This is a genomic window from Streptomyces sp. NPDC051567 (genome assembly GCF_044454165.1).
In the GTDB taxonomy this organism is placed as follows: Bacteria; Actinomycetota; Actinomycetes; order Streptomycetales; family Streptomycetaceae; genus Streptomyces.
In genome coordinates this window covers 224,244-236,187 of record NZ_JBITDK010000008.1, presented here as the reverse complement: position 1 = coordinate 236,187, position 11,944 = coordinate 224,244, and the positions used below count along the sequence as shown (strand labels likewise).

The window sequence follows — 11,944 nt, the reverse complement described above, 5'->3', positions numbered from 1 at the left end:
TACAGAACGGTAGGTCCAGTCCCACCTCGTCCGCGTCGCCGTTGAAGGGGATCTTCTGGGGTCCCTCTCAAGTACTACCCGGGCTCTCAGTAGCCCGCCGGACGGACCAGACCGGTCTCGTACGCGAAGACGGCGGCCTGGGTGCGGTCCCGCAGGCCCAGCTTCACCAGGATGCGGCCCACATGGGTCTTCACGGTCTGCTCCGCCACCACCAGGTGCTCCGCGATCTCCGCGTTCGACAGTCCCTGGGCGATCAGCGACAGTACTTCCGTCTCCCGCCCGGTCAGCTCGTCGATCCGCGCCTTCGACGGCGCCCGGGGCGCCCCCAGCCGGGAGAACTCGGTGATCAGCCGCTTCGTGATGTTCGGGGAGAGCAGCGCCTCCCCGGCCGCCACCACCCGTACCGCCTCGGCGAGCTGGTCGGCCGACGCGTCCTTGAGCAGGAACCCGGAGGCGCCGGAACGCAACGCCTCGTACACGTACTCGTCCAGGTCGAAGGTGGTCAGCATCAGCACCTTCACGGTGGAGTCCGGGACGCCGGTGATGACGGAGGTGGCCTCGATGCCGCCCATCCCCGGCATCCGGATGTCCATCAGCACCACGTCCGGTCCGAGCTCGGCGGCCTTCGCCACGGCATCGGCGCCGTTCACGGCCTGGCCGACCACCACGATGTCGGGCTGTGCGTCGAGGAGGACGGTGAAGCCCTGCCGGACCATCATCTGGTCGTCGGCGATCATCACCTTGATCGGGGTGGTCATGAGTCCTTCTTCGTCTCGGGGGAGGAGTCGTGGGGCGGGTCCAGGGGAAGTACGGCGCTCACCTCGTACCCGCCGCCGGGCCGGGGACCGGCGGCCAGCTCGCCGCCCAGCATGCCCGCCCGTTCCCGCATCCCCAGCAGTCCGTGGCCCGTGCCTTGCGGGGGCGGGACGGGCCGGGCCGGCGCGGTGTTGGCCACGCACAGGTGCAGTGCGCGCGGCCCGTACGCGATGCCGACCTCCACCCGGGAGCCGGGCGCGTGGCGCAGGCAGTTGCTCAGGGCCTCCTGCACGATCCGGTACGCGGTCAGCTCGACACCCGGGGCCAGGGGCCGTCTGATCCCCGCCGTCTCGACGGTGACCTCCAGCCCGGCACCCCGCACGTTGTCCACGAGGCCGTCCAACTCGGCCAGGGTGGGCTGCGGACGATGGGCGTCCGCGGAGTCGTCCGGCTGCTCGGAGCGGAGCACGCCCAGGACCCTGCGCAGCTCCGTCAGGGCCTCCAGAGCGTTCTGCCGGATACCCGCCAGGTTCTCCTTGAGCTCCTCGGACGGGTCCTCCACCAGATGAGGGGCGACCTGGGCCTGGATGGAGATCACCGACATGTGGTGCGCGACGACGTCGTGCAGCTCGCGGGCGATCCGGCCGCGCTCCTCCAGCAGGGTGCGCCGGGCCCGTTCCTCCTCGGTGAGGGTCTCCTGTTCGACCAGCTCGCCCCGGGCCAGGCGCAGTGCGCGCAGCGCGTAGCCGAGGAGCCCCACGAAGCCGAAGAGGAGGAGGGCACCCACGACGCTGCTCCGACCGCGCTCCGGCTGGGCGAGGGCCTCGGCCAGGACGGTCAGGGCGATCGGGAGACCGGCGGCCGCGACGGTGGCCCGGGGCGGCACGCGCAGGGCCACCAGGAGCACCAGCGGGGCGAACACGAAGATCCCGCCGGGCGTCCACGGCCAGCTCTGGCCCTGCCCGGCCTGGGCGTGGCCGGCCCAGGCGATCAGAGCCGCGGTGACGAGGCCGAGCCAGAAGGCGGCGACCGGCCGGACCGTCGCGAGCGCGACGGACGCACCGGTCAGGACCGACAGCACCAGCGAGGGGGCGCCCGTGACGGCGTAGTGGTCGGCGAGCTGCGCCGAGGTGAGGAAGCCGAAGAGCACGGCCGCGCAGAGGACCAGCACATGCGGCAGCCGGGCCAGCAGACGCGGCCGGTTCATCCTGGGCAGCGGGTCCCGGTCCAGGGTCAGCAACTCCCGCGCCAGGTTCCGCAGGAAGGCGTCCTGCCGCACGAGGATCTGGTCCGGGAGGGCGGTCTGCTCGTTTTTCACGCCGGTCAGCCTAGGCACGGGACACCCTCCCGGTCCCGGCCTCCGGCCGGAAGCCGGGACCGGAAGCCAGGACCGGGAGGGGAACGGTGCTCACGCATGGCCGGCCTCCGTGGTGCGGGCGGTGCCGAGGACGATCGAGGCCAGGCTGTCGAGCGACTCGCCGCCGGGCACGAGGTAGTCGCTGTGCCCGGCGGCGCCGGCGGCGAAGACGCGCGCTCCGAAGGCGGGGTCCACGGGGTCGGTCGCGAACCCGACTCCGGCGAAGCGGAGGTGGGGGACCCGCCCGATCCAGTCGCCGCTGCCCCGCCCGGCCCAGACCCGGGCCCCGGTCGGCAGGTCACGGGCGGTGGCGGCACCCGTGCCCGGACTGCCGAACAAGGCCATGTCGGTGACCTGGGGGCCGGTCACGGTCCGCGCGCAGACCACCGAACCGTAGGAGTGACAGAGGAGGGAGAACCGGGCACCGGGTCCGGTGGTCTCCCGCAACCCGTCGAGGAAGGGAGCCAGTACGGCCGCGGCCTCGTCCGCGCGGCCGGTGGTCAGAACGGTCCCGCTGACCGTGCCGGGGGTGTCGTACCCGAGCCAGGCGACCACGGCGGTGTGCGGGTCCCCGGCGCGGAGGCGCTGGTACAGGGCGACCGCTCCGGCCCGGAACCTCTGGTAGGTGTCCAGCGTCGTGTCCGAACCGGGTATCAGTACGGCGACCCGGCCGGCGCTCTCCAGATCGCCGAACACCTCGACGGCCCGGCCCCTTCCCCGGCCGTCGAAGGCGAGGAGCCTGGCCGTCCCGCCCGCCCCCATGGCCTGGAGCGCCGCGGCCCGGCCGGTGCGTCCGGCGTCCTGTGCCGCGCGGTCCGCGGCGGCGAGATCCGTGAGGGCGGTGGCGTACCGGTCGTGGAGGGTGGCGTCCCCGGCGAGCACCGTGGGCGTGGGGGCGGGGACACCGGCGGAGGCGGTGCCGGACAGGGGGAACGCGACCGCGACGACGGCGAGTCCGGCCAGCAGAGTGCGGAGCAGGCGGCGGCCGACGGCCATGGTGTCTTCCTTCGTCCAGAGGGATGCGGTCTTCTCCGTGACGAAGTTAGGAAGGGGGCGCCGTCGTCGGCGTCCCGCTGGAGAGCCGGGTTCAGAGGTGGCTCTCAGGTATGACAGAGGGAACCAGGGAGCTACGCGAACGGTCCTGACCACCGCCCCGGAGCCCCACCCCCGGGCCCCGCCCCGCACCCCGCGACGCCCGTACCCCACGGCGCCCGAGCCCGGCCCCGCACCCCGGCGCCGTCAGGCCGCCCGACCGCCCGGTCGACCGTCAGACGGCCATCACCACAGCTCAGTCCGCCACCATGGGCTCGACGTACCCCGCGCGCCAGCGCGGCGCCGGGTCCTGGCCGGGGCTGGTCCAGTACTCCCGGGCGCCGACGATCTCCCCGTCCCTGACCGTCCAGAGGGATACGGCCCGGTAGACGACGTGGTCCTGTGGTATTTCCACCTCGGTGACGACGAGGTCCCCGTCCCCGAGAATCCGGAGGACCTCCACGGAACTCTCGTCCGCGTCACCGTCGTCACGGAGCACGGCGATGAAGTTGGCGCGCCCCACGATGCGTTCGCTGCTGACCGGCCATTCGATGACCGCGTCCTCGGCGACGAGCCCGGCCACTCCGTCCCAGTCGCGTGCCTCGATCCGTTCCCACAGTTGTGCCACTACGTTCAACGGCTCCATGTGCGGCAGTGTCCGATGACGGTGTTGTACGTAACAAGCTCTGCTTGCAGGCTTATTGACTTCGACACAATTGAGTGCGAGTCACTGCCTGTGGTAGCTGAGCGAGGGGTGGGAGGCGCCCGTCAGTTCGCGCTGGAGCGTGCCGTCGGGGAGCAGGCGCAGCAGGCTCCGGGCGCCCGGAGCGCAGGCGTGCGGGGTGCCGGAGGTGATGGTGGAGGTCACGGTCGAGGCGCCGAGTTCGACCGGTTCGGCAGCGGTGTGGAGCGGGGCCTTCCAGGTGCAGGCGAAGCCGGGGTCGTGGACGCTCAGGGACATCACCTGGTCCCCGACCGCGCCCGGGGTGAGGACGAGCTGCCAGACCTGGGCGCCCGCGGTGGCCCGCCAGGTGCCGACGTACGCCTGGGGCAGCCTTCCGGCGGTTCCGCTTTCACCTCCGGTTCCGGTTCCGTTTCCGGTCTGGTTCCCCGTTCCGTTCCGGGCCCCGGTACCGGTACCGGAACTCACACCCGCCTCCGGGCCGTCTCCCGCCCCCGGAGTGTCCTTGCCCCGTTTCCCGGTGCCGGACCCGTTCCCCGCCCCCGGACCCGTGGTGGACCTGGTCCTTCCCGCGTCGCCTCGGTCGTCGCTGCCCGTGGTCGTGGCCGGTGCGGTGTTGGGGGTGCGGGGGCTCTTGCCCGGGGGGAGGGGGTGGCCCTTCCCGCTCATCACCGCGTACACCGAGCCGCCCGCCGCGATGGCGACGACCACGGCCACCACGAGGAGGAAGGCCGTGGACGCGGTGCGGGCCCGCTGCGGAGGTTCCTCCTCCAGGGGCGCGTACTCCGGGTAGGGGGAGTGCGCCGGTACGGACGCGCCCCGGGCCGTGCCCGGAAGCCGGTCCCCACTCCCGCCACCGCTCCCACTCCCCCCACCGATCCCCCCACGGCTCCGGATTCCGCCCCCGCCCTCGCCCCTGTCTCCGGTCCGACTTCCGTTTCCGTTTCCGTTTCCGCTCCGGCCCGGAGCCGGGACGCGGTCCGGACCGGCGTCCTCACGGTCCAGCAGCTGTACGGTGTGCCGCCCGATCTGGGCCACCAGCAGCATCGGAAGCCACGGTTCCACAGCCCTCCCGGCGTCTGCGGCGCCCGCGGCCGGGCCCTCGCCGCCCCCCGGACCTCCTCCGCCGCCCGCGCGCCCCGCCACCGGACCCGCTCCCGTCCCCGTGGCCCTGGCCGTGTTCGCGCCGACCCGGGCCAGGATCTCGTCGGGTCCGGGCCGCGTGGCGGGTTCCTTGCGCAGGCAGTCCCGGACGAGTGCGCGCAGGTCGGCCGGTACGTCGTCCAGCGACGGTTCCGCTTCGGTGACGCGGCGCAGGAGCGCCGCGCTGCCTCCCGGCTGCCCCGGGTCGCCGAAGGGCAGCCGCCCGGTGACCGCGTAGGACAGGACGACGCCGAGCCGGAAGACGTCGCAGGCGCCGGTCACCGCCTCACCGCGGACCTGTTCGGGGGCGATGAAGCCGCTCGCGCCGGTCGGCGTGCCGGTGCGGTCCGGGGCGCCGGACATGCCGGCCCGGCCGGGTCCGGTCGGCGCGCCGCCACGTTCCGGATGCGTGCGTCCACCGGGCCGGGACATGTCTGTTCGGGACACGTCGAGCCTGGACGCGTCGAGCCGGGACATGTCTGTTCGGGGCACGTCTGTTCGGGACGTACCGGTGGCGCCGCCCTCCCCGTCCCGGCCGGGTGCTCCGGCTCCGCCCGCCCGCTCCGGGCGGTCCCCGGCGGGGTCCGCCAGCGCACGGGCGATGCCGAAGTCGAGGACGCGGGGGCCGTGGAGGGTGAGCAGGACGTTCGAGGACTTCAGGCCGTGGTGGACGAGGCCCGCGCCGTGGAGGTCCTGGAGCGCGTACGCGAGACCTGCGGCGAGGACCCGTACGGAACGGCCGGGCAGCGGGCCGAACCCGTGGGCCACGACCTCGTGGACGCTGGGCCCGGCGACGTACCCGGTGGCGAGCCAGAGGGCCTCGGCCTCGGTGTCGGCGTCGAGGAACGGGACGGTCCATTCGCCGCCGACGCGGCGGGCGGCGGCGATGTCCCGGCCTAAGCGGGCACGGAACTCCTCGCGGGCGGCGAGGCTCCGGCGGACCAGTTTCACGGCGACGGTGCGGCCCCGGTCGGAGCGGGCGAGGTACGCCTGACCCGTGGAGCCGGAGCCGGAGCCGGAGCCGAGACGGGACAGGAGGCGGTACGGGCCGATGCGGTGCGGGTCCCGCGGATGCAGTGGTTCCATGGCCGGGTTGTCCCTCCCCCTGGGGCTGTAGAACGGCCTGAGAATAGTGCGGCGGACTCCGCCCGGGAGGACGGTTTCGCCCGCGCGTCCGGTTGCCGACCCGAGGGTGGCCCGCCACCGGGTCTTGCGCGCCGGGCCCGGGCGTGCGGGCCCGGCGTACGCGGGCGGCGGGTCCCGCGCACGGCGGGTTCCGGGCGGAACACACCGTACTCATCCCGGGTATCGGGTGGACATCCCCTACGTGTGTACCATCCCCACCGCATATGCCACGCCCGTCCGGCGGACCGGCGCGCGCCCCCCGGCCCCCGGACCCGTCCCGCCCCCCGGCCTCACCCCGGCCCCCGCACACCGGTCGAGCGCTCCGGCGCGCGCCCGCGTGGATTTTCACAAGTCCTTGTCCGTGCGCTGGGCGTGCGCTGTACGGGCGTTAACCCGGCGGACGCGAGAGTGAGGAGCATTCGAACACCCAACTGAAACAGGAGTTCTGATGAGGCGTCAGCGAAAGATATCCACCCTGGCCACCGTCGCGACCGCCGTCACCGTCGCGGTCGTCGGCACCGTCACCGTCGGCGTCGGCGTCGCCCAGGCGGGCGACCAGCGCGACCAGCGCAGCAAGCACGACAAGCGCGTCAAGGTCGAGCGGGAGATCGCCGGCCTCTTCGACCAGTGGAACAGCGCCCTCCAGACCGGTGACGCCGAGAGGGTCGCCGACCGGTACGCCCACGACGCGGTGCTGCTCCCCACCGCCTCGCCGCAGATCCGTACCAACGAGGCCGAGATCGTCGACTACTTCCAGCACTTCCTCCTGAAGAAGCCGCGCGGCGAGAAGATCCGCACGGTCATCAACATCCTGGACAGCGACTCGGCGATCGACGCGGGCCTGTACCGCTTCTACCTCACCGACCCGATCACCGGCGTGACCAAGCCGCTCGAGGCCCGTTACTCCTACTCGTACGAGAAGCGCGGCGGCAAGTGGCTGATCGTCAACCACCACTCCTCGGTGCTCCCGGCCGCGGGCTGATCCACGGTCCCACCCGCGTGTCGGTCCGCGGGCCGGTGGCGGCCCGCAGACCGATCCGTACGCCCAGCCCGCCGCCGGGCGCGCGGCGCAGGGCCACGGTGCCGCCGTCGTCCGTCACCAGCTGCTTGACGATGGAGAGCCCGAGGCCCGACCCGGACCGGCCGGTGAGGCCCTGGCCGCGCCAGAACCGGTCGAACGCGCGGGACTGCTCGGCGGCGGACATGCCCGGCCCCTGGTCGAACACCTCCAGCACCGATTCGTCCGCCGAGGCCGCCTCCAGCCGGACCGTGATCGCGCCCCGGTCCGGGGAGACCTCCAGGGCGTTGGACAGGACGTTGTCCAGCACCTGGTCGAGATTGCCGGGGCCGGCCAGGACGCGCAGCGGGTCGTCCACGTCGCAGTCGAGGACGATGGTCACCCCCCGCTCGTCGGCGGCCGGCCGCCAGACGCTCAGCCGCTCCTCGACCAGTTCGCGCAGGGCGAGCGGCTCGGGCGCGGAGACCTTGGCCTCCGCCCGCGCCAGCACCAGCAGGCCGCTGACCAGCCGGCTCATCCGGACCACCTCGGCGGTGGCCTGCTCCACGTCCTCGCGCACGGACTCGTCGTCCACCCCGTCCGCGATGTTGTCCAGGGAGAGCCGCAGCGCCGTCAGCGGGGTGCGCAACTGGTGCGAGGCGTCCGCGACGAAGATCCGCTGCGAGGCGACCAGCGTGTCGAGCCGCTCGGCGCCCTGGTTGAGCGTCCGGGCCAGGGTCTGCGTCTCCTGCGGGCCGGTGACGGGGGAGCGGGCGGTCAGGTCGCCGTCGCTGAACCGGCTGGCCATGTCGTTGAGCTGGAGCAGCGGCTTGGTCAGCAGCCGGGCCACGATCGCGCCGAGCCCGGCGGCGACCGCCAGCACGCCGACGGCGAGAACGGCGCGGAATCCCCAGATCCGCCAGAGCCGGTCGGTGAGGTCGGTGGTCGCGTACCTGATCCGCACCGCGCCGACGATCCGTTCCTTGTCGGCCTGCGCGTACGCGGGCACGGTCACCACCAGCTCCGGCCCCCAGACGAAACGGGAACCCCAGTCGGCCGTGGACCGCCCGTCCCGCAGGGCCCTGGTGAACGCGGCGTCGCCCGGCCGCGCGGGCCGCGGCAGCGGGGGCACGGCCGCCCCGCCCGCGGCCACCACCTCCACCGCCCCGGGGGTCTCGTCCGCGTACGCCCCCGCCATCCGGGCCAGCGCCTGCCGGGCGGGTGCGTCGCCGACGCCGAGCAGCAGCGCCATGGTGGTCGCCTCCCGGCGCACCGACTCCTCGGTGTCCCCGCGCAACTGCGCGGTCAGCGTGAACGCCACCGGCACGGTGAACGCCGCCAGGGCCACGCCGACCAGCAGGACGTAACTGACGATCAGCCGTCGGATCACGGCGTGTCCCCGCCGACCACCAGACGGAAGCCGACGCCGCGCACCGCCTCGATCACCACCGCACCGGCGAGCTTGCGCCGCAGCGCCGCCACGTGCACGTCGAGCGTCTTCGTCGGCCCGAACCAGTTGGCGTCCCAGACCGCTTCCATGATCTGCTCGCGCGACATCAGCGCGCCCGGCTCCTCGGTCAGGAACGCCAGCAGGTCGTACTCCTTGGGGGTGAGGGCCACCTCCACCCCGTCCACCCGCACCCGGGCCGCCTTCCGGTCCACGGCCAGCCGCTCCCCGTACAGGTCCGGCCCGCTCGCGGCCCGCTGCTCCTTGGGCTGGACGCGGCGCATCACCGCCCTGATCCGGGCTATCACCTCGCGGACCCCGAACGGCTTGGAGACGTAGTCGTCCGCCCCGATCTCCAGGCCGACGACCCGGTCCGTCTCGTCGCTGCGGGCACTGATGACGATGATCGGCACGTCGCCGCGCCTGCGCAGCGCCCGGCACACGTCCAGCCCGTCGGTGTCCGGCAGCCCGAGGTCCAGCAGCACCAGGTCGTACGGCGCGGTGACGGCCAGCGCCGCGCCGCCCGTGGTCACCCACTCCACGCCGAACCCGTAGCGCAGCAGCCCGCGCCGCAGCGACTCGGCCACGGGCTCATCGTCTTCCACCAGCAATACGCGCACGAGGGGAACCCTAGGTCCTGTCGTCGGACATGGCGGCGGGAACGGTTCCGGTGTCCGGGACCGTACGGTGCTCCCGGCCTCGACGGGAGGCCGCCGGGGCCGGGAGCACCGCACGGCCGCCGGCGCGAGACAGATTGCCGAGACCCGCCCCCCACTCGCGTACAGTCCGCCGATACCGCTTCCCACCTGCGCACTTCTAGCGTGACGGCATGATCCCTCCCACCGCTCCTCCCATCGCTCCTCTCGTCGTTCCTCCGGCCACCCCTCCCGTGACCGTGGTCCCTCCCGTAACCGTGGCCCCTTCCGTCCCGCCCGCCGCCGTCCCGTCCGCCACCGTCCCGCCCGCGGCCTCGTACGCCGACCCGGTCGCGGGCGCGGCCGTCAAGGCCGCGGACCGGGCCCACGTCTTCCACTCCTGGTCCGCCCAGGCCCTGATCGACCCGCTCGCCGTCGCCGGGGCCGAGGGCTCGTACTTCTGGGACTACGAGGGCAGGCGCTACCTCGACTTCTCCTCCCAGCTCGTGAACACCAACATCGGCCACCAGCACCCCAAGGTCGTCGCGGCCGTCCAGGAGCAGGCCGCCAGGCTCTGCACCCTCGCCCCCGGTTTCGCCGTCGACGTCCGCTCCGAGGCGGCCCGCCTCATCGCCGAGCGGACCCCCGGCGACCTGGACAAGATCTTCTTCACCAACGGCGGTGCCGAGGCCGTCGAGAACGCCGTCCGCATGGCCCGGCTGCACACCGGCCGGTCCAAGGTGCTCTCCGCCTACCGCTCGTACCACGGGGCCACCGCCGCCGCGATCAACCTGACCGGCGACCCGCGCCGCTGGCCCTCCGACACGGCCGCGGCCGGGGTCGTGCACTTCTGGGGCCCGTACCTCTACCGCTCCGCCTTCCACGCCACCACCGAGGCCGAGGAGTGCGCGCGCGCCCTCACCCACCTCGCCGACACCATCGCCTTCGAGGGGCCGCAGACCATCGCGGCGATCATCCTGGAGTCCGTGCCGGGCACCGCCGGGATCATGACCCCGCCGCCGGGCTACCTCGCGGGCGTGCGCGAGCTGTGCGACCGGTACGGCATCGTCTTCGTCCTCGACGAGGTCATGTCGGGCTTCGGCCGCACCGGGAAGTGGTTCGCCGCCGACCACTGGGGCGTCACCCCCGACCTGATCACCTTCGCCAAGGGCGTGAACAGCGGTTACGTCCCGCTCGGCGGTGTCGCCATCTCGGCCGCCGTCGCGGAGACCTTCGCCACCCGCCCCTACCCGGGCGGACTGACCTACTCCGGCCACCCCCTGGCCTGCGCCGCCGCCGTCGCCACGATCGACGCCATGGCGCGGGAGGGCATCGTCGAGAACGCCGCCCGCATCGGGGAGCGGGTGATCGGCCCGGGGCTCGCGGAGATCGCCGAACGGCACCCGTCCGTCGGGGAGGTCCGGGGCCTGGGCACGTTCTGGGCGCTGGAACTCGTCCGGGACAAGGGGACGCGCGAGCCGCTCGTCCCCTACAACGCCTCCGGCGCCGACAACGCGCCGATGGCCGAATTCGCGGCGGCCTGCAAGTCCTCCGGTCTGTGGCCGTTCGTCAACATGAACCGGACGCACGTCGTGCCGCCCTGCACGGTCACCGAGGCGGAGGCCAAGGAGGGCCTGGCCCTGCTGGACGAGGCACTGACCGTCGCCGACCGCCACACGACGGCCGGATAGCGGCGGACGGCCGGATTCCCCGGTCGGCGGCCCGGCGGCGGTCCGTCGGCCGGGCCGCCGACTCCGGCCGGATGTACCCGTACGGAGACGGCCGGTCCGCGTCCGGATAACGAGCGGTAAATCCGCATACCGGCCACCAACCGCCCGATTTCGGCCTCGCCGCCTGGCCTAAGGTGTCCGGAGTTCTACAGAGGAGACGGACCCCTATGCCAGGCAGCGGCGCTGTCACCCGCAACACCCTCCGGCAGCAGATAGCGGACGCGCTGCGCGACGAGGTGCTGGCGGGGCGCATGCCCCCGGGGACCGAGTTCACCGTCAAGCAGATCGCCGAACAGTACGAGGTCTCCGCGACCCCGGTCCGCGAGGCCCTGGTGGACCTCTCGGCGCAGGGGCTGCTCGAACTGGTCCAGCACCGGGGCTTTCGCGTCCGGTCCTACACCGTGGACGAGTTCCGGGGCATGGTCGAGGCCCGCACGCTGATCGTGGACGGGATCTTCCGCCGGCTCACCGAGGGCGGCACCCTCCCCGGCTCCGGGGAGATGCTGGTGTCGATACGCCGCCGGGCCGAGGAGGCCCGGCGGGCCGCGCGCAGCGGTTCGCTCGAAGTGCTCATCGGCTACGACCTGCGCTTCTGGCGGGAGCTGAGCCGACTGGTCGGCAACACCTACATCTCCGACTTCCTGCACCGCATCCGGGTGCAGTGCTGGGTCTTCGCCGTCCCCCACCTCCAGCGCGACCCCGCACTGCGGGCGGCGCTGTGGGACGGGCACAGCGCCCTGGTGGACGCGGTGACCCTGGCGGACGCCGCCGAGGTGCGGCGGATCGTGCAGGGCTACAACCAGCACGTGCTGGACTGGTCCGCCCGGCTCTGAGGGCCGCCCCGTGGGCAGGGCCCGCCGAACCGCCTGGTCACGCCCCGGTCACCGCCCGCCCGGTCCCCGGCCCGCGCCTCCCCGTCCGTCCCGGTCGCGGCGCCGGGCCCCGTCCGTGCCCGCGGCGCCCGGGGGGACCGGTCGCCGAGGGCCTCTTCGCGGAGCGTGTCCGGCGCACTACGCTGGCCCGATCGGCGGCAACGACTG

10 protein-coding genes are annotated in these 11,944 nt (G+C 73.5%); 3 read left to right on the top strand and 7 right to left on the bottom strand.

Going from position 1 to position 11,944, the window contains the following annotated elements; translation table 11 throughout:
- Nucleotides 1-86: 86 nt before the first annotated feature.
- The 5 genes from ACIA5F_RS12645 to ACIA5F_RS12625 all read right to left on the bottom strand — a co-directional run bounded on the left by ACIA5F_RS12645 (nucleotide 87) and on the right by ACIA5F_RS12625 (nucleotide 6,056).
- Nucleotides 87-758, bottom strand: coding sequence for a response regulator (locus ACIA5F_RS12645; protein ID WP_399351820.1), 672 nt, complete (start codon nucleotides 756-758; stop codon nucleotides 87-89).
- A complete protein-coding gene (locus ACIA5F_RS12640; protein WP_399351822.1) occupies nucleotides 755-2,074 on the bottom strand; it encodes a sensor histidine kinase in 1,320 nt (439 codons plus the stop codon). Before ACIA5F_RS12640 ends, ACIA5F_RS12645 begins: the two co-directional genes overlap by 4 nt.
- A 90-nt stretch (nucleotides 2,075-2,164) precedes the next feature.
- A complete protein-coding gene (locus tag ACIA5F_RS12635; RefSeq protein WP_399351824.1) occupies nucleotides 2,165-3,109 on the bottom strand; it encodes an alpha/beta hydrolase in 945 nt (314 codons plus the stop codon).
- Nucleotides 3,110-3,401: 292 nt separating this feature from the next.
- Nucleotides 3,402-3,791, bottom strand: coding sequence for a nuclear transport factor 2 family protein (locus tag ACIA5F_RS12630; RefSeq protein ID WP_399351826.1), 390 nt, complete (start codon nucleotides 3,789-3,791; stop codon nucleotides 3,402-3,404).
- Nucleotides 3,792-3,872: 81 nt separating this feature from the next.
- On the bottom strand, nucleotides 3,873-6,056 hold the full coding sequence (locus ACIA5F_RS12625) for a protein kinase (protein WP_399351828.1): 2,184 nt from the start codon (nucleotides 6,054-6,056) through the stop codon (nucleotides 3,873-3,875).
- Nucleotides 6,057-6,543: 487 nt separating this feature from the next.
- Between ACIA5F_RS12625 and ACIA5F_RS12620 the strand changes: the two genes are divergently transcribed.
- The gene (locus ACIA5F_RS12620) at nucleotides 6,544-7,077 is read left to right on the top strand and encodes an SgcJ/EcaC family oxidoreductase (protein ID WP_399351830.1); all 534 of its coding nucleotides are present in this window, start codon (nucleotides 6,544-6,546) and stop codon (nucleotides 7,075-7,077) included.
- On the opposite strand, the gene ACIA5F_RS12615 is transcribed toward ACIA5F_RS12620, so the two are convergent.
- Together ACIA5F_RS12615 and ACIA5F_RS12610 are read right to left on the bottom strand one after the other, a co-directional pair.
- Nucleotides 7,040-8,482, bottom strand: a complete 1,443-nt coding sequence (locus ACIA5F_RS12615) for a sensor histidine kinase (RefSeq protein ID WP_399351832.1) — start codon at nucleotides 8,480-8,482, stop codon at nucleotides 7,040-7,042. The two genes, ACIA5F_RS12620 and ACIA5F_RS12615, sit on opposite strands and share 38 nt — an antisense overlap.
- Nucleotides 8,479-9,159: a response regulator transcription factor gene (locus ACIA5F_RS12610; protein WP_399351834.1), complete on the bottom strand. Its 681-nt coding sequence runs from the start codon at nucleotides 9,157-9,159 to the stop codon at nucleotides 8,479-8,481. The genes ACIA5F_RS12615 and ACIA5F_RS12610 overlap by 4 nt, the downstream gene beginning before the upstream one ends.
- A gap of 293 nt (nucleotides 9,160-9,452) precedes the next feature.
- Between ACIA5F_RS12610 and ACIA5F_RS12605 the strand changes: the two genes are divergently transcribed.
- Complete coding sequence (locus ACIA5F_RS12605) at nucleotides 9,453-10,865, top strand: aspartate aminotransferase family protein (RefSeq protein ID WP_399351836.1); 1,413 nt, start codon at nucleotides 9,453-9,455, stop codon at nucleotides 10,863-10,865.
- 206 nt (nucleotides 10,866-11,071) lie between these two features.
- Entirely contained in the window at nucleotides 11,072-11,737 is a 666-nt protein-coding gene (locus tag ACIA5F_RS12600) for a GntR family transcriptional regulator (protein WP_399351838.1), read from the top strand.
- Nucleotides 11,738-11,944 lie beyond the last annotated feature (207 nt).